General features: G+C 60.0%; 19 protein-coding genes. 16 read left to right on the top strand and 3 right to left on the bottom strand.

Going from position 1 to position 20,819, the window contains the following annotated elements; all coding sequences use genetic code 11:
- The first annotated feature begins 5 nt into the window (after positions 1-5).
- From OIN59_RS06830 to nagZ, 7 genes are all read left to right on the top strand, one after another.
- On the top strand, positions 6-368 hold the full coding sequence (locus OIN59_RS06830; RefSeq protein WP_274108522.1) for a DUF4845 domain-containing protein: 363 nt from the start codon (positions 6-8) through the stop codon (positions 366-368).
- Positions 369-1,052, top strand: a complete 684-nt coding sequence (gene rnc / locus OIN59_RS06835; RefSeq protein ID WP_274108524.1) for a ribonuclease III — start codon at positions 369-371, stop codon at positions 1,050-1,052.
- Positions 1,049-2,053, top strand: coding sequence for a GTPase Era (gene era, locus OIN59_RS06840; protein ID WP_274108526.1), 1,005 nt, complete (start codon positions 1,049-1,051; stop codon positions 2,051-2,053). The genes rnc and era overlap by 4 nt, the downstream gene beginning before the upstream one ends.
- 99 nt (positions 2,054-2,152) lie before the next feature.
- Positions 2,153-2,917 (top strand): DNA repair protein RecO, encoded by a 765-nt coding sequence (recO, locus tag OIN59_RS06845; RefSeq protein ID WP_274108528.1) that lies wholly within the window; start codon positions 2,153-2,155, stop codon positions 2,915-2,917.
- Positions 2,914-3,696, top strand: coding sequence for a pyridoxine 5'-phosphate synthase (locus OIN59_RS06850; RefSeq protein WP_274108530.1), 783 nt, complete (start codon positions 2,914-2,916; stop codon positions 3,694-3,696). The genes recO and OIN59_RS06850 overlap by 4 nt, the downstream gene beginning before the upstream one ends.
- A gap of 58 nt (positions 3,697-3,754) precedes the next feature.
- Positions 3,755-4,156: a holo-ACP synthase gene (gene acpS, locus OIN59_RS06855; RefSeq protein ID WP_274108531.1), complete on the top strand. Its 402-nt coding sequence runs from the start codon at positions 3,755-3,757 to the stop codon at positions 4,154-4,156.
- A gap of 70 nt (positions 4,157-4,226) precedes the next feature.
- The gene (gene nagZ / locus OIN59_RS06860; protein ID WP_274108533.1) at positions 4,227-5,318 is read left to right on the top strand and encodes a beta-N-acetylhexosaminidase; all 1,092 of its coding nucleotides are present in this window, start codon (positions 4,227-4,229) and stop codon (positions 5,316-5,318) included.
- 60 nt (positions 5,319-5,378) lie between these two features.
- Here the strand turns inward: nagZ and OIN59_RS06865 are convergent, their stop codons facing one another.
- From OIN59_RS06865 to lysS, 3 genes are all read right to left on the bottom strand, one after another.
- Entirely contained in the window at positions 5,379-6,038 is a 660-nt protein-coding gene (locus OIN59_RS06865; protein ID WP_274108535.1) for a mechanosensitive ion channel family protein, read from the bottom strand.
- A 62-nt stretch (positions 6,039-6,100) separates the two neighbouring features.
- Complete coding sequence (locus tag OIN59_RS06870; RefSeq protein ID WP_407655066.1) at positions 6,101-7,135, bottom strand: GGDEF domain-containing protein; 1,035 nt, start codon at positions 7,133-7,135, stop codon at positions 6,101-6,103.
- Positions 7,136-7,205: 70 nt separating this feature from the next.
- Complete coding sequence (gene lysS / locus OIN59_RS06875; protein ID WP_274108537.1) at positions 7,206-8,750, bottom strand: lysine--tRNA ligase; 1,545 nt, start codon at positions 8,748-8,750, stop codon at positions 7,206-7,208.
- A 119-nt stretch (positions 8,751-8,869) separates the two neighbouring features.
- On the opposite strand from lysS, the gene OIN59_RS06880 reads away from it, so the two are divergent.
- The 9 genes from OIN59_RS06880 to OIN59_RS06920 all read left to right on the top strand — a co-directional run bounded on the left by OIN59_RS06880 (position 8,870) and on the right by OIN59_RS06920 (position 20,813).
- A complete protein-coding gene (locus tag OIN59_RS06880; RefSeq protein WP_274108539.1) occupies positions 8,870-10,396 on the top strand; it encodes a lipid II flippase MurJ in 1,527 nt (508 codons plus the stop codon).
- A gap of 13 nt (positions 10,397-10,409) precedes the next feature.
- A complete protein-coding gene (locus OIN59_RS06885; protein WP_274108541.1) occupies positions 10,410-11,243 on the top strand; it encodes an aldolase/citrate lyase family protein in 834 nt (277 codons plus the stop codon).
- Positions 11,240-11,794 carry a sugar transferase gene (locus OIN59_RS06890; protein WP_274108542.1) on the top strand — a complete coding sequence of 185 codons (555 nt, stop codon included), beginning with the start codon at positions 11,240-11,242 and terminating at the stop codon, positions 11,792-11,794. The genes OIN59_RS06885 and OIN59_RS06890 overlap by 4 nt, the downstream gene beginning before the upstream one ends.
- Positions 11,795-11,974: 180 nt before the next feature.
- Positions 11,975-13,351, top strand: coding sequence for an aminomethyl-transferring glycine dehydrogenase subunit GcvPA (gene gcvPA, locus OIN59_RS06895; protein WP_274108544.1), 1,377 nt, complete (start codon positions 11,975-11,977; stop codon positions 13,349-13,351).
- A gap of 1 nt (position 13,352) precedes the next feature.
- A complete protein-coding gene (gcvPB, locus tag OIN59_RS06900; RefSeq protein ID WP_274108546.1) occupies positions 13,353-14,777 on the top strand; it encodes an aminomethyl-transferring glycine dehydrogenase subunit GcvPB in 1,425 nt (474 codons plus the stop codon).
- A gap of 9 nt (positions 14,778-14,786) precedes the next feature.
- Positions 14,787-16,541, top strand: coding sequence for an asparagine synthase (glutamine-hydrolyzing) (asnB, locus tag OIN59_RS06905; protein WP_274108548.1), 1,755 nt, complete (start codon positions 14,787-14,789; stop codon positions 16,539-16,541).
- Positions 16,542-16,568: 27 nt separating this feature from the next.
- Positions 16,569-17,876, top strand: coding sequence for a type III glutamate--ammonia ligase (gene glnT, locus OIN59_RS06910; protein ID WP_274108550.1), 1,308 nt, complete (start codon positions 16,569-16,571; stop codon positions 17,874-17,876).
- Between the two features lie 365 nt (positions 17,877-18,241).
- A complete protein-coding gene (locus OIN59_RS06915; RefSeq protein ID WP_274108552.1) occupies positions 18,242-19,429 on the top strand; it encodes a UDP-glycosyltransferase in 1,188 nt (395 codons plus the stop codon).
- 67 nt (positions 19,430-19,496) lie between these two features.
- Complete coding sequence (locus OIN59_RS06920; RefSeq protein WP_274108554.1) at positions 19,497-20,813, top strand: N-acetyl sugar amidotransferase; 1,317 nt, start codon at positions 19,497-19,499, stop codon at positions 20,811-20,813.
- The last annotated feature ends 6 nt before the right edge of the window (positions 20,814-20,819 follow it).

Genomic DNA, 20,819 nt, shown 5'->3' on the forward strand with positions numbered 1-20,819 from the left:
CATTGATGAAGACACATCGCACCGCAAGCCGCTCGCGCCAGCGCGGGCTGTCGTTTTTTGGGCTGATTTTTGTGGGGCTGATTGCGGTGGCCGCGTTTGCCATCGGCGGGCAGTCAGTGCCAATTTTCCTGGAGTACACCTCTGCGAAGAAAGCGATTGAAAAGGCCAAGGTGGAGAGCACAGTGCCTGGGGTGCGCGCGGCGTTTGACCGTGCTGCGGCCATTGACGACATCAAGTCCATCAAAGGGTCAGACCTTGAGGTGACCAAGCGGGGCGACAAGGTGGTGGTGTCGTTCAAATACTCGCGCGAGATTCCCCTGGCGGGCCCAGCCTATCTGGTCTACCGCCTTGAAGCGCAGACCAACTAGGTGCAGCCCGGTCTCTTAGCGCTGCAGGATCGACTGCAGCATGTGTTTGCCGATCCTTCGCTGCTCCAGCGTGCCACCACACACCGCAGTTTCTCTGCGGACCATAACGAGCGGCTTGAATTCCTGGGCGACTCCGTTTTGAACCTGGCGGTGGCCAGCCTGCTGTACCAGCGGTTGTCCGCCTTGCCCGAGGGAGACCTCTCGCGGGTGCGTGCCAATCTGGTCAAGCAGGACACCCTGCACCAGTTGGCACTGCGGCTCAAAGTGTCCGAAGTGCTGCGTCTGGGCGAGGGTGAAGCCAAGTCGGGGGGGCAGCAGCGTCCCTCCATCCTGGCGGACGCATTGGAAGCCCTGATTGGGGCGGTGTATCTGGACGCAGGCTACGCTAGCGCAGAAGCCCTGGTGCACCGTCTTTTTCAGGGTGTGGAGATCAACCCGCAGATGCAGGCGGCGTCCAAGGACGCCAAAACCGCGTTGCAGGAGTGGCTCCAGGGCCGCAAAATGAAACTGCCGCAGTACAAGGTGGTGGCGACGGTGGGTGCGGCCCACCGCCAGACCTTCGACGTCGAGTGCGATATTCCCGAACTGGGCCTGACCGAGCGTGGCATCGGCGGGTCCCGCCGGGCGGGCGAGCAAGCCGCCGCTGCGGCCATGCTGGTCACATTGAAAGCAAAGAATTTATGAATGACGCTACCAAAGATGTAGCTGCTGACGAGGGCGCTGAAGGCGCCCCGGTGCAAAACGATCTGGAAGCCATGCTGGCTGCTGCAGGGGCTCCGGCTGCTGTGCCCGGCCAACGCTGTGGTGTGATCGCTATTGTCGGCAAGCCCAACGTGGGCAAGTCCACACTTCTCAATGCTCTGGTCGGTCAGAAGATCAGCATCACCTCGCGCAAGGCGCAGACCACGCGCCACCGCATCACGGGCATCCGCACGCTGGAGCAGACGCAGTTCATTTTTGTGGACACCCCAGGTTTCCAGACCCGGCATGCCACTGCGCTCAACAAGTCGCTGAACAAGACCGTGATGGGCGCGATTGGCGACGTGGACCTGATCCTCTTTGTGGTGGAGGCAGGCAACTTCACGCTGGCTGACGCCAAGGTGCTGTCGCTGTTCAAGCCCGGCATCCCGACGCTGCTGCTGGCCAATAAGCTGGACATGGTGCACCGCCGTGCAGAGCTGGCCCCCTGGCTCAAGAGCATGCAGGAGCGCCACCCGTTTGCCGAGTTCGTGCCCATGTCGGCCAAGAACAAGGGCGACATCGAGCGCTTGTTTGGCATCTGCGCCAAATACCTGCCCGAGCAAGCCTGGTGGTACGGCGAGGACGAACTGACCGACCGCAGCGAGAAGTTCCTGGCCTCCGAAACCGTGCGCGAGAAGCTGTTTCGCTTCACGGGCGACGAACTGCCCTACACCTCGACCGTGGTCATCGACAAGTTCGACGAAGAAAAGAGCAAGCAGCACAAACGCTTGGTCAAGATTGCCGCCACCATCGTGGTTGAGCGCGACAACCACAAGATGATGGTCATCGGCGACAAGGGCGAGCGTTTGAAGCGCATTGGCACCGAGGCCCGCCAGGAGCTGGAAAAGCTCATGGATGCCAAGGTGTTCCTGGAGTTGTGGGTCAAAGTCCGCTCCGGATGGGCGGACGACGAAGCCCGTGTGCGCTCCTTTGGCTACGAGTGAGTCCTGAACCCTGACCTTCCTGCCTGGCTGGCGGCCAGCCCGCACGACGGCAGGTGTCAGGGGCGATGATCCCTCCACACCACCTCTCCCTGCAGCACCGTGGCCGTTGCCAAACGCATCTCCGATGAACCTGCGTTCGTGCTGCACAGCTACGACTGGAGCGAGTCCAGCCTGATCCTGGAGGTCTTCTGTCGCCAGCAAGGGCGAACCGCACTGGTGGCCAAAGGGGCCAAGAAGCCCAGCTCCAACTTCCGCCCGGTGCTGCTGCCGCTGCAGCCCTTGCTGGTGACGTACACGCTCACAGGCGATGGCCATGCGGACATCCATACGCTCAAGGGCGCCGAATGGGTGGGGGGGCATGTGATGCCCACGGGCGACGCACTGCTGTCGGGCATGTACCTCAACGAACTGCTGCTGCGCCTGCTGGCAAGGGCAGACCCGCACCCGGCATTGTTTGATGCCTATGCCGGGGTGGTGCGCGTGTTGGCCAGCGAACACGGCGATGCGCTGGAGGCGGTGCTACGCAGTTTTGAGCTCCTCCTCCTGCGAGAGATCGGCTTGTTGCCGGGCTTGGACGTGCAGACCATGACCTTCGCCCCCTTGAAGCCCGACACCCGCTACACCCTGGTGCCCGAAGGGGGCTTGCGCGCGGCGTCTGCAGCGGACCGCGCAGGCCTGCTGGGCCGCCAGTGGCTGGCTTTGCAGCGTGGCCTGGATGATGTGGCCAGCTACACCGCCACCTTGCGCGCATGTGCCCCCGTGGCAACCGAGCTCAAGCCGCAGCTGCGTACCCTGCTGCAATACCATTGCGGCAGCCCGATGCTGCGCACCCGCCAGCTCATGATCGATTTGCAGGCCCTATGAACCCATCTTCCCATTCTCCTCAGCGCACCGCCTTGTCTGTCAACGTCAACAAGGTGGCCCTGTTGCGCAACACGCGGCACCTGGGCATTCCCAGCGTCACCCGCGCGGCTGAGCTGTGCCTGCAGGCGGGGGCACAGGGCATCACGGTGCACCCCCGGCCCGACGAACGCCACATCCGCGGCCAGGACGTGTATGAGCTGGCGGCGCTGATGAAGGCCTGGCCCGACCGCGAATACAACATCGAGGGCAATCCGTCGCAGAACCTGATGGACTTCATCCGCCAGGTTCGCCCCCACCAGGCGACCTTTGTGCCCGACAGCGAAGACCAGTTCACCAGCGACCATGGCTGGAGCTTTCCGCAAGATACCGAGCGCCTGGCGCCGCTGGTGGCCGAATGCAAGGCGCTGGGCGTGCGCGTGAGCCTCTTCATGGACCCGGTGCCCCAGCAGATGGCCGCCGCCAAGGCTGTGGGCGCTGACCGGGTGGAGCTGTACACCGAGCCCTACGCCGCCGCCTGGGGCTCGCCACAGCAGGCGATGGAGCTGAAACGCTATGCCGCAGCCGCCCAGGCGGCGCTGGACGCAGGGCTGGGCGTGAACGCGGGCCATGACCTCAACCGGGACAACCTTGCAGCCTTTGTGCGCGACGTGCCGGGCGTGCAGGAGGTCTCGATTGGCCATGCGCTGATCGCCGATGCGTTGGAGCTGGGCTACGCCGCAACCGTGCAGGCTTACCTGGGCTGCATTGCCCAAGGCTTTGTCGGTGCTGATAACTCCTGATTTGATAGCTGCAGGTGCATATTCTTCGGGCGCTACCAGCTATTTTTATTGATATTTCATGATCTACGGCATCGGTACCGACATCTGCGACGTGCGCCGCATTGCGGCCAGCCTGGCCCGTCATGGCGACCGCTTTGCCGAAAAAGTGCTGGCCGAGGGCGAACTGGCCACTTGGCGCGAACGCAGCGCGCGCTGGCCCGACCGGGGTTTGCGCTACCTGGCCACCCGGTTCTCTGCCAAGGAGGCTTTCAGCAAAGCCATTGGCCTGGGCATGCGCATGCCCATGACGTGGCGCCACTGCGAGGTGGCCAAACTGCGCAGTGGCCAGCCCGTGATCGTTCTGCACGGCGCGCTCAAGGAGTGGTTTGAGGCCCAAGGCCTGCAGGCGCACCTGAGCGTGACCGACGAGACTGACTACGCCGCCAGCTTCTGTGTGGTAGAAAAAATTCAAGCCAAATAGCACTGAAGCGCTTTATTTATATGCGCTATTAGCTATTAATAATGTAGCAAATTGATTCTTGAAGCCTCCCATGACTGAACACGCCCCCCTCATCCTCGACGTCGCTGGCACCACCCTCAGCGCCGACGACCGTCGCCGCCTGGTGCACCCACTCACTGGTGGCGTCATCCTGTTTGCTCGCAACTGGGAAAACCGTGCGCAGCTGCTGCAGCTCACCAGCAGCATCAAGGCCGTGCGCGACGACCTGCTGATCTGTGTGGACCACGAAGGCGGCCGAGTGCAGCGCTTTCGCACCGACGGCTTCACGCACTTGCCGCCCATGCGCGCCCTGGGCGCGATGTGGATGGATGACGGCAAGGGCGCCAAGGCTGTGCCCGGCAGCGGCGCGCTGCGGGCCACTAACGCAGCCACGGCGGCAGGTTACGTGCTCGGGGCCGAGCTGCGTGCTTGCGGCGTGGACTTCAGCTTCACACCGGTGCTGGACCTCGATTGGGGCGAAAGCGGTGTGATCGGCGACCGCTCGTTCCACCGCGACCCCCGTGTGGTGGCGCTGCTTGCCAAGAGCCTCATGCACGGCCTGCTGCAGGCGGGCATGGCCAACTGCGGCAAACACTTCCCTGGCCACGGCTTCGTCAAGGCCGATTCGCATACCGAAGTGCCTGTGGACAAACGCAGCCTCAAGGCCATCCTGGCCGATGACGCCGCTCCGTACCCCTGGCTGAGCAGCACGCTCACCAGCGTGATGCCCGCTCATGTGATCTATCCCAAGGTGGACAGCCGTCCTGCTGGTTTTTCGCAGCGCTGGCTGCAAGACATCCTGCGCCGCGAGATGCGTTTTGACGGTGCGATCTTCAGCGACGACCTCAGCATGGAAGGCGCTCGACGCCTGGACGGCCAGGTGGTCAGCTACGCCGACGCAGCTGTGGCAGCGCTACAGGCAGGTTGCGACTTGGTGCTGCTGTGCAACCAGAGCGTGGGTGATGGCAAGGCCGTGGATGAGCTCATCGAAGGTCTGTCAGAGGCCCGAAAGCAGGGTAGCTGGCAGCCGAGTGTGGACAGCGAATCCCGCCGCCTGGCGCTGCTGCCCGAAACCTTGCCACAGGCCTGGGACGAACTGATGTACCAGCCCGCCTACCTGCAGGCGCTGGACCTGTTGCCCTGACCTGCCGATGGTGGTGTGCCCGGTACGGCGCCACCCCGTGCGGTGCCGCGCGGTTACCCGCTAGGGCGTGTTGAAAGGCCCTGGCGTAACAGGCGTCGGTGCGGCCGGTGAGGCGTTGGCTACCGCATCCGTAGCAGTGGCAAGTGGGGCCGTGGGTGGTGGCTCCCCCTGAAACCTGCGCACCACGCGCTGGAACACCAGCGCATTCGGAATCTGCAGCCAAGCCGCGTGACCGGCTGCTGCGCCGTGGTCTTCCAGTGTGGTGTAGAGCAGGTTGATGTCCACCACGCGCCCCTTCGCGCCAGGCTTTTCGGCGGTGTCGAGCACCTCGATGTAGTCGCCAATCTTGAAGGGCCTCACGGTGAAGATCAGCAGCGCACAGAACAGGTTGGACAACACGCTCCAGGCCGCGAAAAACGCCACGGCCCCCACGGTGGCAAACCCGGTGAAGGCGGTCCATAGCACGGTGGCCGACACCCCCATCCGCTCCAATATCAGCAGCAGGGCGCTGGCAATGATGAGCCAGCGGATCATGCCGTTGATGGGCACCAGCAGTTCATTGGGCAACTGGTAGTGCGCGCTGGCACGGCGCACCAGACGCCGCAGTGTGCGCTGCAACAGCCAGGCGGCAAACAGGATCAGCAGGATCTGCGAACCAGGAATGATGACCTCAAGCCAGTCCTGCATCCATTCGGGCAGTCGGGTTTTCAGAACTTGCATGCGGGAGACGGCGGTATGGGCGCTGCGTTCGGTCGCGTCAAACGAAAAGAAGTGAAAGAAACTCAATTGCGCAGTTGCTCCACGGTGTCCATCTGCATTTCAAAACTGAAAAAGCGGTTGCGGCCCTGGGCCTTGGCTGCATAGAGCGCTTGGTCGGCACGCATGATCATGCTTTCGGCGTTGGTGTTGTTGTCGGGCACGCAGGTGGTGATGCCACCCGACAGCGTCAGTGTGTCACCCAGCGGGGACGCAGCGTGCGCAATGGCACGTACCTTGAGTAGCTGCCCCAGGGCGCGTGCAAAGGTCATGGCCCCCGAGCGCGGCGTGTTGGGCAGGATGAGGGTGAATTCTTCGCCCCCGTAGCGCGAAGCCACATCCCGGGGGCGCACGCAGACCTCGCGCAACAGGCGTCCCACCTCTTTCAGGCAGGCGTCGCCTTGCAGATGGCCGCTGGCATCGTTGAAGAGCTTGAAGTAGTCCAGGTCGCACAGCATCAGGGTGAGCGGCGTACCGTCCCGGCGCGCGGCCAGGATCTCGTTGTGCAGGATGCGGTCGAACCCTCGGCGGTTGACGAGGCCCGTGAGGGCATCGATTTCCACCATCTCATTGAGCCGCTGGTTGGCGGCATGCAGTTCGGCCGACATCGACACCAGTCGGCGGCGCATGTCTAGCAGGCGCCGCATGGCGCGCAGCTTGGCCATGAGCACGATGGGTTTGACGGGTTTGACGAGGTAGTCGTCGCCTCCTACCTCAATGCCGCGCCACACATCCAGCTCGTTGTCCAGGCCCGACAGGAAGATGATGGGCGTCCAGTCACCCGCCTCGCTCTCGCGCATCTGCTGCGCCACCCAGTAGCCATCCTGGCCCGGCAGTTTGATGTCCAGCAGTACCAGATCGGGCCGATGCTTCTTGAACAGGTGTAGCGCGGCCAGGCCCTCGGGCGCCTCAAAGATGTCTGACACGCCTGCTCGCCGCAGTTCGGCCACCAGCACCGCGCGCACGGAGCGCTGGTCTTCGACCACCAGCACCGAAAAGGCATTGCCCGAAGGCGGGTGCTCATGGGCCGGGTTGGGGGCGATGCTGGCGTTGAAGGGCACGGTGTGTCTCCTTGGTGCCTGTTGACCTGGGATGGGCGATCAAAGACCGCCCTCCGACGCAAACCAGGCCTCAGGACTCGCGGCGCAGCGCAGGGAACAGGATCACGTCGCGAATGCTGGGGCTGTCAGTCAGCAGCATCATGAGGCGGTCAATACCAATGCCGCAACCCCCCGTGGGTGGCATGCCGTATTCCAGCGCGCGCACGAAGTCATGGTCGTAGAACATGGCTTCGTCGTCGCCACTGTCTTTGGCGGCCACCTGGGCATGGAAGCGTGCGGCCTGGTCTTCGGCGTCATTCAACTCGCTGAAGCCGTTACCGAACTCGCGGCCGGTGATGTAAAGCTCAAAGCGCTCAGTCACCTCAGGGCGGGTGTCGTTGGCACGCGCCAGGGGCGATATTTCGGTCGGGTGCTCCATGATGAAGGTGGGCTGCCAGAGCTTGTCTTCCACCGTTTCTTCAAAGTACAGCACCTGCAGGCTGGCCAGCGTGCGTGCCGAGAGCTTGTCTTTCTCTTCGGTCATGCCCAGCTTCTTCAATGCACTGATGAGCCAGGCGGCATCATCCACATGGGCACCGGCCTCGGTGTACTGGAAGATGGCTTCGCGAATGGTGAGGCGGGCAAACGGCTGCGACAGGTCCACGGGGCGGCCCTGGTAGGTTAGCTGCAGCGATCCCGTCGCCTTGAGGGCCACTTCGCGGATCAGCGTCTCGGTGAAGTCCATCAGGTCCAGGTAGTTCCAGTACGCCGCGTAGAACTCCATCATGGTGAACTCGGGGTTGTGGCGCACCGAGATACCTTCGTTGCGGTAGCTGCGGTTGATCTCGAACACGCGCTCAAAACCGCCCACGATCAGGCGCTTCAAGTACAGCTCTGGCGCGATGCGCAGGTACATCTCCTGCTCAAGCGCGTTATGGTGCGTGACGAACGGCTTGGCGTTGGCACCGCCGGGGATCGGGTGCAGCATGGGCGTCTCGACTTCAAGGAAGCCATGGCTGACCATGAAATCGCGCAGGCCGCTCACGGCCTTGCTGCGAGCCACGAAGCGCTTGCGGGCCTGCTCATCGGTGATCAGGTCCACATAGCGCTGGCGGTACTTCTGCTCCTGATCGGCCATACCGTGGAATTTGTCGGGCAGGGGGCGTAGGCTCTTGGTGAGCAGGCGCAGGCTGGTCACCTTGACCGACAGCTCGCCGGTCTTGGTCTTCATCAGCGTGCCTTCGGCACCCACGATGTCGCCCAGATCCCAGTGCTTGAAGGCCGCGTACAACTCTTCGCCCACGGCGTCACGGGTCACATAGAGCTGGATACGCCCACCCACTTCGCCTAGCGAGCCGTCCTGGATCGTCGCGAAGCTGGCCTTGCCCATCACCCGCTTGAGCATCATGCGGCCTGCGACGGAGACGTTTACCGGCGTGGCTTCCAGGGACTCGTTTGTGGCAGCGCTGTGTTCCAGGTGCAACTGGGCAGCCTTGTGGGCAGGCTTGAAATTGTTGGGGAAGGCAACGCTACCGCCGCTGGCCTGGGCTTCGCGCAGAGCGCGGAGCTTTTCGCGGCGCTCTGCGATGAGCTGGTTGTCGTCCTGGGAGGGGAGGGGGGTGGTGTTGTCAGACATGGAGATCCGCCCGCAAATGGAGGCGTTCAGAGGCGTTGTTCGAACCAAAACCCGTGATTTTAGTTTTTTGCACGTGCCGTGGGGAGCTTGTGCCCGCCTGAGCCCGGATAATTTGCCGCATGTTCCTTAAAGCTGGCCTCCTTTCGCTGCTATTGCTGCTTGCCAGCCGCGTGTTGGGGGTGTTGCGCGAAACAGCACTGGCTGCTGCTTTTGGCAGCTCAGGCATGGCAGACGTGGCCATCGTCATGCTGACCCTGCCTGATTGGCTTGCAGGCGTGCTCGTCAGTGGCGCGTTGGCCTATGTTCTGCTGCCGCATTGGGCGGGGGCGTCGGCTGCGCATCAGAACGCCACACAAAATCGGGTGGCCAGATACCTGCTGTGGGGAAGTATCCTGCTGGCAGGCGTGATGGTGGCGGCCCATGGTTCATTGGGGGCCTTGCTGGTGCCAGGGGTATCGGTTTCCCTTCAGAGCTCAGTCAATCAAGCTATGGTCTGGAGTGCTCTTGCCTTGCCAGCAGCTATGCTGGCGGGGCTATGGGCAACGCGGCTGCAGCATGAGAGGGATTTTCTAGGCCTGTATAGCGCGAACTTGGTGGTCAACAGCGTGCTGATTGTTGCGCTGTTCTTCTGGAGTACGCGTGGATCAGCGACGGGCGCAGGGGCGGTACCAACTTTGGGTGTATTTCTGTTGGTCGCAGTTTTCATGAGGCTGTTGTGGCAAGGATGGCGCATGCGACCGCTGTACCACCACAGCAAGTTTTCGGTATCTTCTTCCACAACGCTTGGCTCATTGCCCGGCTGGCGCATCTGGATGTGGGCAGTCTTGGGTGCAGGTCTGCCGCTGACCTTGCCCTTCGTGGCCCGTACTTTCGCCTCCGGTACGGGTGAGGGGGCTCTAGCCACCTTCAACTATGCATGGAAACTGGTGGAGTTGCCGTTGGTTTTGGCAATCCAATTGGTAGCTTCGCTGGCTTTCCCCGCCATTGCCCGCGCCTACGGGAGGCAAACCGACTCCGATAACTCCAATGCGGACGCGATGACAGCCGCCGTGCGCGGTGCCCTGACATTGGCCTGGACATTGGCCTGCGCAGCGGCGGCAGCGCTGTTGGTGGGCGCGCCCGCTATTGCCAGTGTGCTCTTCGGCTGGGGGCGCATGCAAGCCTCATCGTTGGTGCAGATTGCAGCCTGGGGCAGCGTGGGCGCATGGGGCTTGTTGCCGCAAGCGCTTTTAGCCGTGGCTTTGACGATTCTGGCCACCATAGGGCGCATGCGCTTTGCGGTGCTGGCCTATGCGCTGGCCCTGGCGGTAGTCCTCGTTGCGGGGGGCGTGGGTCGTACGGCGGGGCATCAGCTGATGTGGGCGCTTAACGCGGGTTTCCTTGCTGCCGCTGTGGTGGCCTGGGGGGCGTTGGGCGTGTCTGCCATGCGGCGCTGGGTGCCGGTGAGGGCATTGTTGGCACCCTTTGTCGTGCTGATGGCCTTGGTGGCCGTGACGCATTGGCTGGGTCTTGCTGGAGATGCATCTGCTGAAATTTCTGGATCGAAACAGGTTCAAGCGCTTTTTCAATGCGCGGGAGCTGCTCTTGTTGTTATAGCGTCTGGATGGTTCGCCGGCCCCGCATTGCGCCAAGCCCTGCGGTCATAATCTGGATCCAGCTATGATGGATTTTCTACAGATCACCAATGACCCAGATCTGGCACGCCGTTGCGATGCGCTGCCTGGTATGCGCTTGTTTGTCGATTTGGAAAGGCATGGCAAGGCCGCACGTCAGACCGGGCGGAATACTTTCATCAGCACGCACCAGCCTGAGGACGTTGGCCGCATCAAGGCCCAGTTGCAGCGGTCGCAGCTCATGGTGCGGGTGAACCCATTGCACGAAGGCACAGCCGTGGAGCTGGCTACTGTGCTGGCGCAAGGTGCCGACTCGGTGATGTTGCCCATGTTCCAGACCCCCGACGAGTTACGGGCCTTCAGCCGCATCGTGGCGGGGCGGGCTCCCATCGTCGCATTGCTGGAGACAGCGGGTGCGCTGCAGTCTCTGGATGCTTGGGTTGATGCCCCTGGTCTGTGTGAAGTGTTCGTAGGGCTCAATGACTTACATCTGTCGCTGAGCTGCGGATTCATGTTTGAGCCCTTGGCGCAGGGTCTGCTGGACAGAGTGTCAGCTAGGGTTCGAGCGCAAGGCTTACGCTTTGGCTTTGGCGGAGTTGCTCGGCTGGACGAGGGGCTGGTGCCGGGGCGCGATGTGCTGGCTGAGCATCTTCGTCTGGGCTCGCAGGCGGTGATCTTGTCGCGCACTTTCCATAGGCCCAGCGAGCCTAGTGCCGCAGCAAACAGCTTCGAGGCCGAGGTGGCTGTCCTGAGGCAGGCTGAGCGAGATCTGTCCGCGCGCACCTCCCAGCAGGTGGCGGCAGACCAGTTGCGCATCTGCAATTTGATCGGCTCGGTCGCTGCGTCCATTGCAGGTCGCACTGCGGAGGGGGTTGTTTGAAGCGGGTCATCGATATCGTGCTGTCTTTATTGGCGCTCCTGGTCTTGGCTCCGCTGCTCTTGGGTGCGGCGCTGGCGATTGCTTTAGAAACGGGGTTTCCGGTTCTTTTCCGACAGACCCGCCTGGGTCTGAATGGACGCGAATTCGGCATGTACAAATTTCGCAGCATGGTGAAAAACGCCGCGCAGATGGGCCCCTATTTCACCACCGACCACGACCCGCGCATCACCCGCGTTGGCCGCTTCATCCGCAGCACTAGCATCGACGAGTTGCCTCAGCTCATCAATGTGCTAACGGGCGACATGAGCCTGGTTGGCCCGCGTCCCGATGTGCCTGTACAACGCAGCCTCTACGTGGAAGCCGACTGGGCACGGCGGTGCAGCGTGCGCCCTGGCATCACTGGGCTGGCTCAGGCGCTTTACCGGTCTGATGCGACCTATGAACAGCGGCTCAATGCGGATTTGCGCTACGCTCGCGAAATTAGCGTTTGGCTGGACCTCCGGATACTAATCTGGACTATCAAGCGGCTTTTGGGGAGGGCCTCAAATTAGCTTTGCCATGCTGCAACAGCGAAACTGTACATGCTACTCTTGAAACCATGGGGTATGGATTCGTTACCTGAGGGTCTCGAAATAGGCGCCTGCCTATAATCTTTTTTACCCACTTGTTCGTCCAACCTCGCGCCTTTGAGTAGGTGCTCTGATCCCGTGAACCAAAGACGGAATGAATCTGTGACGGAGCAAACGCCCGCTGGCTTTAACGTGCACACGGGCTCGGATGTCCAAGCCATGCTGGCAGTGATGGGGCTTCATTCGATAGAGCAGCTGTTTGCTGATGTGCCCGCTCAGGTGCGGTTGCGCCGTGCGCTTAGCTTGCCTTCTGCGCTTAGTGAATGGGAGCTCATGCGCGACATGCGGGCCATGGCTGATATGAACGCCACGGTGCTGACCCACTCTAGTTTTCTCGGTTGTGGTGCCTACGAGCACTACATCCCTGCAGTGGTGGATGCCATGGTCTCACGCGGGGAATTTTTGACCGCATACACCCCCTACCAGCCGGAAATGAGCCAAGGTTTGCTGCAGGCGCTGTTTGAGTTCCAGGTGCTGGTAGGGCGTCTTTTGGGGCAGGACTGCGTGAACTGCTCAGTCTATGACGGCGCCACTGCGTTGGCTGAATCTTGCTGGATGATGTGCTCTGCCAGCGGCAAACGCCGTGTGGTGGTTGCTCAAGCGGTCTGGCAGCAATACCGCGAAGTGCTCGACACCTACCTGTTGCCCCGTGGCGTGCAACTGGTTTATGTGGGGCAGGATTTACAAACCGGTATGGCTGACACCGCTGCGATTGCGGATCTGATCATGGCAGGGGACGTGGCTGGCGTCGTTTTGCAAAGTCCGAATGCTCTGGGGGTGATTGAGGATTTGCAGGCGGTTGCACAGGTTTGTCAATCAAGCAAAGCGCTGCTTGTTGTGTGTGTCAACCCGTTGCTGTGTGGTTGGCTGGAGGCGCCTGGCAGGCTGGGAGCAGACATCGTGGTGTGCGAGGGGCAACCTCTGGGATTGCCGTTGAGTGCAGGCGGGCCCTACGTCGGCATTATCGCTTGCACCAAAACCCTTGAACGTTACCTGCCTGGCCGTCTGGTCGGCCGCGTGCATGACCTTAATGGGAAACTTGGTTATGCATTGGTGAAGGAGGACCGAGAACAGCATGTGGCGCGTGACAGGGCCACCAGCCACATCTGCTCCAACCAAGCCCTCAATGCCATTCGTGTTGCAATCTATCTGGCTTGTCTGGGCGAACGTAATTTCATGCGTATCGCTCAAATGAATGTCGCCAAAGCGGCGCAGTTGCGCGAGTTGCTCACTGCGCAGGCGGGCGTCAAACTACTGCGCCGCGGCTCCCATTTCAATGAGTTTGCGGTTGAGTTGCCGATGGATGCGGTCATGTTCTGTGCCCGTATGCGCAATCTCGGTATTTTTGCAGGCGTGCCGATCGATAAGGCGCTGGTCGGCCATGAGAGAGGCTTGCTGATCGCCGTGACAGAGACAAAGAGTCTTGCCGACCTGCAGGCGTATGTGAAACATGCATGCGCGTGCCTGCAGGAATTTTAATATGTCTGTCACGTCTCCGTCTCAATCCATTGTCGATTTGCACCGCCCCGGCGCTGCCAGCGACGTTTTTGCGGGTGAGGCTCTTATGGTCCCACCACCGCCGCCATCGTTTGCTCGTCAGCGTACTGCAATTGGGTTGCCCGAAGTGAGCGAAGTGGATGTGGTGCGCCACTTCACTCGCCTGAGCCAGGAATCCCATGGGGTGGACAACGGGCCTTACCCGCTGGGTTCGTGCACGATGAAATACAACCCCAAGCGCAACGACGAACTGGCCCGCTTGTCCGGTTTCGCGAATGCTCACCCCATGCAGGATGCAGACACTTTGCGCGGCGTGTGGGAGGTGTACGAGCGGCTTCAGGTGATGGTGAGTGAGGTCACCGGCATGGATGCCTGCTGCCTGGCCCCGGCCGCTGGCGCCCACGGCGAGTTGGCTGGCTTGCTGGTACTACGTAGGCACTTTGCCGATTTGGGAACCCCTCGTTCGGTGGTGTTGGTGCCGGATTCGGCCCATGGCACGAACCCCGCATCTGCCGCCATGGCCGGGTTCGAGTGCCGGATCGTTCCCTCTGATCTTAAAGGCCGCGTGGACATGGTGTCTCTGCGCGAGATGCTGACGTCCGATGTGGCCGCCTTTATGTTAACCAATCCTTCCACTCTGGGATTGTTTGAAGACCAGATCGTGGAAATTGCCGATGCTGTGCACGCTAACGGATCTTTGCTGTACTACGACGGCGCCAATCTGAATGCGCTGATGGGTATTGTGCGCCCTGGCGACATGGGGTTTGACGTGGTGCATGTGAATGTACACAAGACGTTCTCTACACCACACGGTGGCGGTGGCCCGGGGGCGGGCCCTGTGGCCGTGAAGGCGGCACTGGCGCCGTATCTTCCTCGTCCGGTGGTGATTCGGAAAAATGGCGTTGCACAGCCTGACGAGGATCGCCCGCTGTCCATTGGTCGAATGAAAAGCTTTCATGGCCATGTGGGCGTGCTGCTGCGCGCATACGGCTATCTGCGCACTATGGGCGCGCGGGGTTTGCGTGAGGCTTCTGAAAATGCGGTGCTCAACGCCAACTATTTGCAGCACCAACTGGCCCACATTTTGCCCCCGGTGTACAACCAGTTCTGCAAGCACGAAACCTTGTTGTCTGGCGAAAGACTCAACACTTCAGCGCGCCAGTTTGCCAAGCGGCTCATTGATTACGGCATACACCCGCCCACGCTGGTGGGGGCTGGTTGCGTGTACTTTCCGGGCGATCTCAAGTCGGCCATGCTGATCGAACCCACCGAGACCGAATCGAAGGCTAGCCTTGACTACCAGGTTGAGATATTCCAGCGCGTCTTTGATGAAGACTCTACGGACGAGGCATTGGTCGAAAGTGCCCCTTTGAGCCGCAAGATTGCACGGCTCGATATAAAAATTTAAGGATTTGCCATGTGTGGAATTGCAGGTGTGATCAATGCTGCGGGCGTGACGAAAGACGACGTCTGGAAGATGATCGACTGCATCAAATACCGAGGAGTTGACGAGCAAGGTGTCGAGGATCTGGGTGGCGCGGTTCTGGGGCACGCACGACTTGCAGTGGTTGATCCCGAAAACGGTATGCAGCCCATGTCGAGCACCGATGGCAAGGTCTGGGTGGTCTTCAATGGCGAGATTTTCAACTTCATCGAATTGCGCGAACAGCTCAAGGCCAAGGGTTATAAGTTCAAGTCGCGATGTGACACCGAGGTGCTGGTGCATTTGTGGTGTGAAAGGGGTGAAAAGATGCTTGACGATCTTGTCGGCATGTTCGCCTTTTTCGTATGGGATCAGCGAACACAGACTGGCATGTTGGCCCGTGATCGCCAGGGTATCAAGCCCTGCTTTTATGCGCCGTATCAAGGTGGTATTGCATTTGCCAGCGAGATGAAGGCCATCCTTGCGCTGCCGAAGTTCGAGCGTAAGGTGAACGAAGCGGCTTTGGGCAACGTGTTCACTTTCAACTACTGCCCGCCACCAGAGACCTGCTTTGAAGATATCTGCCATCTGATGCCTGGCTTCTTCATGCGCTTTAGCAACGGAAGTTGCTCCGAGCCCGTGCGCTACTGGAGCTGGCCAATTGATAGCGATCGGGTCGATGCGTCGCAGGCTGATCTAGAGCGTGCCCTGGACGAAGCCGTCAAACTGCAGATGCGGTTTGATGTGGATGGCGGCCTCTTTTTATCGGGGGGCGTTGATTCTGCTGTTATTGCCAACCGGTTGGTTCCTCAATGGAATCGACCTCAACTGGATGCCATTGGTCTGCGCATCGAGGACAAGGGTTTTTCTGAGTACGCCTATGCCGAACGCGTGGCCGAAGACCTGAATATCAACCTGAGCGCACTGGACATCCAGCCTTCCGATATCCCGGAAATCGCGCGCTCGGTGGTCAAGCACGCGGAGCAACCACACGGGGATTTTTCCTTCTTCCTGTTCTACCTGCTGTCGCGCAAGGCGCATGAGATGGGCAAGATCGTCATGTTCACCGGAGATGGCCCCGACGAGGTCATGTTGGGCTTTCGCCATAACGAGCAGTTCTTCTCGGAGATGATGCGTGCCAATTTTTCGATGCGTAGCTATTTCGACCTTATCAGTTACAGCACCGAAAAAGACCGCAAGCGCATGATGAGCCCGTCATTTCTGCCCCATACAGAAGGCGCGCTCGACAAGTTCATGGGCATCATCGAGCCATTTCGCGACCTGGAACCGATGGAGCAGGTTGCCGCATATGAGTTGACGTCGCTCATGCCCGGTAACAACGCGGTCAAGGGTGATCGCATGGGCGCTTGCTGGTCCATTGAAGGGCGGGCACCTTTCCTGGATCATCGGGTGAGTGAGTTGTTCGCACGCTTGCCCATTACGTCCAAGTTCTATCAAGGTGTCGGTAAACACTTCCTAAAGAAAGCGGCAGAGAGCTACTACGACCATGATTTTGTGTTCCGACCCAAGACCATGCCAACGCTGCCCATCGGCGAGTGGATCAAAGGCCCGCTATTTCAATGGGCGCGGGAGGTTCTTGCTCTGCCTGATGGCGGGCGTTTTGATCGTAACGAGCTGCAGGTCATGTTGGAGGAGCACCGCAGTGGCCTGCACAACCACACCAAGCAACTGCGCACAGTGCTTGTGGCCAAGCTTTGGCTGCAAGAGTTCTTCCCAGAACACGTTTAAGAATCACCAGGCGGAGACGTCAGGACTATGGCCGAATTTGATTACTATCTTGCGCAGTTCGTGGACATCCACGGTCGGCCCAAAGCGAAGCTGGTGCCGGGTAAGCACAAGGAAACGATTTTTGGTGCGGGCGCAGGTTTCGCGGGTTTTGCCATCGCTGGCATGGGCATGGGTCCACATGGCAGGGAGTTCATGGCCGTTGGCGACCGTGACTCGATTCGTCCCGTGTCCTGGATGACCTCAACGGCCAGCGTTACTTGCGACGGGCATGTGGGTGGGAAGCCCCATGCGTTCGACTCACGGGTGATCGCCAAGAAGGCTTTGGCCGATTTTCGTGAAGTGACTGGTTTGGAGTTTTTCACGGGCCTGGAGCCGGAGTTCTTTCTGCTCAAGCCAGGGGCAACGGCCGGTAGCTGGGTCGTTGCAACTGAATCGGAGTCCCTGGACAAACCATGCTACGACTTTCGTCACCTGTCCTCGGTATCTGATTTCCTCATGGAACTGTGTGCCGCATTGGGCAGTGCTGGTATCGACGTTTACCAGATCGACCATGAAGACGCCAACGGCCAGTTCGAGATGAACTTCACCTACGCTGATGGCCTGCGAACGGCGGATAACCTTACTTACTTCAAGATGGCATCCCAGGCGATTGCGCGAAAGCATGGCCTCCTGTGCTCTTTCATGCCCAAGCCGTTTGCAGAGCGCTCGGGCAGCGGCTTGCATATGCACATGTCGGCTGGCAGGCAGTTTGGGGACAATGCTTTCGAAGATGAATCCGATCCGCGCGGTATGGGCTTGTCACAGATGGCGTACCACTTCCTGGGCGGACTGGTCGCGCACGCGCCGGGTCTCACCGCAATTGCAGCGCCCTGCGTCAACTCCTACCGTCGTTTGGTATCGCGCGGTTCGCGCTCGGGCGCAACTTGGGCGCCGATCAACATCGCTTGGGGAGACAACAATCGCACCGCATTTGTACGCATCCCTGGTGGGCGACTTGAGTTGCGGGTGCCGGACGCATCGGCTAACCCCTACTTGCTAACTGCGGCCATTGTTCATGCCGGTCTGGATGGTATACAGCGAAAGCTTAACCCGGGTCCGCCTTGCAATGAGAACCTCTACCAACTCAGCTTGGCCGAACTTGCTGCGCGCGGTATCAAGCGCCTGCCAGCAAGCTTGCCTGATGCACTCGATGCGCTGGAGGCTGACCAAACGCTTTGTGAAGGCTTGGGCGCTGATTTTGTCGCAGCGTTCACTGAGATCAAGCGTGCTGAGTGCGATGAGCTGCTACTCATGGTGCCGCCTGCGGAATTCAGGCGTTATGTGGATTTCTTCTGAAGGGATGACACCCTCGGGACGGGAAAGCTTGCATATGAATCTGGACATCAAGATAACTAGTAGCATCCAATTCATGAACTGCGGAAACGGGCCCATCACAAAGATCGTCCCTGCTATTGGTGGGTATCTGGCGTACGGCGCAAAGCAGGTTTTTACTTTATCAGTAGGCGATTGTCGCCTCCATGAGCGCCTTGCGTGGCTGAAGGGCACGTTGCAGTTGAATGAACTGGTCGCAAGATATTTTGAGCCGGTGGTACTGGCGGCGGTCTTTGGGCCGCGACATCCGGGTTACTCTAAATTCACGCACGAGGGTGGGTATGGGCGTTCAGTGACTTGGCCGGACTAGTGCGTCGATGAAAAGAGTCTTGTTCGTTGCCTATGGTAGCGGTCACATCAATATGGTTGTGCCTGTCGCCAAGGCATTGGCAGCCAAGGGAAAGGCAGCGCCTGTGGTGTTGGCACTGACGACGGCCGCGCCCGTGGCCCGTGCGGCTGGCCTGGATGTACGTCAGTTCAAGGATTTCGCAACCGACGCCGATAGTGCTGCATTGGCGCAGGGACAGCAGTTGATGCAGGGGCTGGGTCGGCCGATGGTTGATCTCCAAGAAACAGTAGCATACCTGGGTTTGTCGATGGCTGACTTGATCGCCTGTGCTGGCCTTCAAGAGGCGGAGCGGGCCTATCGGCAATTCGGCCGTCAGGCTTTTTTGCCTGTTCCGACGATGTTGCGCATCCTTCGGCAAGTAGCACCAGATCTCGTGGTCTGTACGAATTCACCGCGGGCGGAACGCGCGGCGGTGCTGGCGGCGCGCCAACTCGGTATCCCGTCGATCTGTATGGTTGACTTGTTCGCGTTGGACGAAGTGAAGTGGATAGGAGCGCCGGATTATGCGGACCTCGTTTGCGTCCTTAACGACTCGGTCCGGGAATTCCTTGTCGCTGCCGGGCGCGCGCCGGAGCAGGTTGTCGTAACTGGAAATCCTGCGTTTGACGCATTAAATGGGCCCGAAGTCCAAGCTCAGGGTCAGCACATGCGCCTTGTGCAGGGTTGGGGGGGGCGACGCGTCATCCTTTGGCCTACTCAGGTCGAGCCGACCCAGCATCCGTTCGATGGTCGACCGGGTGACCCGACACTGCCGGCTCGGGCGCTGGACTCGGCGCTTGAGTGGGTGCGTGTCCGTACCGACACCACACTATGTCTCCGTGCGAGGGCCGGTGAGTCCCCGCCGGTAGTGCCCTCAGACTCTCGTATTGTGCTAACGGGACAGGATTGGCCTCTGGCGCCGCTGTTGCATGCGACAGATCTGGTTCTTACGCTTAATTCGACAGTCGGGCTGGAGGGCCACATGGCTGGTTGTCGGCTGGTTCAAGTGTTAGGGTCGGTGTTCGACGATGCTATGCCGCTCGCTCGTTACGGCATTGCCGATGCAGCCGTGCCGGTGGATTCGATCGAGCAGGCGCTTGATCGTTGGATCGACGCACCACGTCGTGCGATGCATGAGAAGACAACCGCCACCCAGAAGGTGCTGGCGATGGTCGACCGATTCCTATAATTCATCATCCTGCTTACAGGTTCGTTATAAGCCCCACCATCCGGTCACCGCCCTTCACTAAAGCCGAATGCCACTCATCCCCGCCCCTCCCCGCGTTGACCTTTCGGCCTTTGACACCAGCGATGACGATGCCCGCGTGATGTATGGCCTACCGCGCTACGTGCACTTCTGTAAGAAGTGCGTGATATCCAACCAGCGGCCAAACTCGGCCATTGAATACCAGCATACCAAGGCTAGCAAGAAGGCGACGATTGCGTTCGATGAAGGGGGTGTCTGTGACGCCTGTCGCTTCGCTGAGCTGAAGCACGGCTCCATTGACTGGAGAGACCGGGAAGATCAGTTAGCCGTACTTTGCGATAAGTTTCGTAGCAAGTCTGGCTATGACTGCTTGTTACCGGGCTCCGGCGGGAAGGATAGTTTCTATGCCTCGCACATTCTCAAAACACGTTTTGGCATGCACCCGTTGACCGTGACCTGGGCGCCTCATGTATACACGGAGTGGGGCTGGAAGAATTTCCAATCGTGGCTGCACGCGGGTTTCGACAATTACCTCATGACGCCAAATGGTCGGGTGCATCGACTGCTGACCCGCCTCGCTGTAGATAACCTTTTTCACCCCTTCCAAGCCTTTATGTTCGGCCAGAAGTCCTTAGCTCCCAAGATGGCTTTGCTTCACGATATTCCGTTCGTGGTGTACGGGGAGAACGAGGCGGAGTATGGCAATCCGATTGGTGATACGACGAGTGCCCAGCGTGATTGGTCATACTTCACAGCGGCCAACAAGTCCGAGATTTACTTGGGTGGTACCTCAGTGCAAAGCCTGTACGAGGATTTTGGTCTTGAAGAACAGGATCTTTTGCCCTATCTGCCGGCCGATCCAGCGCAAATGAAGCGTAAGCAGGTTGAAGTGCATTACTTGGGCTATTACCTAAAGTGGCATCCCCAGAGTTGCTACTACTACGCGGTAGAGCACGGTGGGTTTGAGGCAGCGCCCGAGCGTACTCCCGGTACTTACAGTAAATACAACAGTATCGATGACCGCATCGACGATTTTCATTACTACACAACTTTTACCAAGTTCGGCATTGGGCGCGCTACCTACGACGCAGCGCAGGAAATCCGGTCGCGGGATGTCACTCGGGACGAAGGCGTTGCTTTGGTCCGCCGGTACGACGGAGAGTTCCCCGATCGCTTTGCAGAGGAAATCTTCCGCTACATCAGCATTCCCGAAAAGGAATTTGGACGCGCCAGTAAGATGTTCGAGTCCCCGGTGATGGACCGCGACTATTTCATGCGCCTGACCGACACCTTCCGCTCACCCCATTTGTGGAAACTCGAGAACGGCCAATGGACGTTGCGCCACACGGTTTACGAAGGCATCTGACAGTTA

It is taken from the genome of Acidovorax benzenivorans, assembly GCF_028680575.1.
Taxonomy (GTDB): Bacteria; Pseudomonadota; Gammaproteobacteria; order Burkholderiales; family Burkholderiaceae_C; genus Acidovorax; species Acidovorax benzenivorans.

What these genes read in the sequence shown, in the direction of transcription:
- glnT (WP_274108550.1), top strand. Translation starts at nt 16,569, where the DNA reads ATGGCCGAATTTGATTACTATCTTGCGCAGTTCGTGGACATCCACGGT.
- era (WP_274108526.1), top strand. Translation starts at nt 1,049, where the DNA reads ATGAATGACGCTACCAAAGATGTAGCTGCTGACGAGGGCGCTGAAGGC.
- lysS (WP_274108537.1), bottom strand. Translation starts at nt 8,750, where the DNA reads ATGTCTGACAACACCACCCCCCTCCCCTCCCAGGACGACAACCAGCTC.
- OIN59_RS06830 (WP_274108522.1), top strand. Translation starts at nt 6, where the DNA reads ATGAAGACACATCGCACCGCAAGCCGCTCGCGCCAGCGCGGGCTGTCG.
- nagZ (WP_274108533.1), top strand. Translation starts at nt 4,227, where the DNA reads ATGACTGAACACGCCCCCCTCATCCTCGACGTCGCTGGCACCACCCTC.
- acpS (WP_274108531.1), top strand. Translation starts at nt 3,755, where the DNA reads ATGATCTACGGCATCGGTACCGACATCTGCGACGTGCGCCGCATTGCG.
- asnB (WP_274108548.1), top strand. Translation starts at nt 14,787, where the DNA reads ATGTGTGGAATTGCAGGTGTGATCAATGCTGCGGGCGTGACGAAAGAC.
- OIN59_RS06880 (WP_274108539.1), top strand. Translation starts at nt 8,870, where the DNA reads ATGTTCCTTAAAGCTGGCCTCCTTTCGCTGCTATTGCTGCTTGCCAGC.
- OIN59_RS06885 (WP_274108541.1), top strand. Translation starts at nt 10,410, where the DNA reads ATGATGGATTTTCTACAGATCACCAATGACCCAGATCTGGCACGCCGT.
- gcvPB (WP_274108546.1), top strand. Translation starts at nt 13,353, where the DNA reads ATGTCTGTCACGTCTCCGTCTCAATCCATTGTCGATTTGCACCGCCCC.
- OIN59_RS06850 (WP_274108530.1), top strand. Translation starts at nt 2,914, where the DNA reads ATGAACCCATCTTCCCATTCTCCTCAGCGCACCGCCTTGTCTGTCAAC.
- OIN59_RS06920 (WP_274108554.1), top strand. Translation starts at nt 19,497, where the DNA reads ATGCCACTCATCCCCGCCCCTCCCCGCGTTGACCTTTCGGCCTTTGAC.
- OIN59_RS06865 (WP_274108535.1), bottom strand. Translation starts at nt 6,038, where the DNA reads ATGCAAGTTCTGAAAACCCGACTGCCCGAATGGATGCAGGACTGGCTT.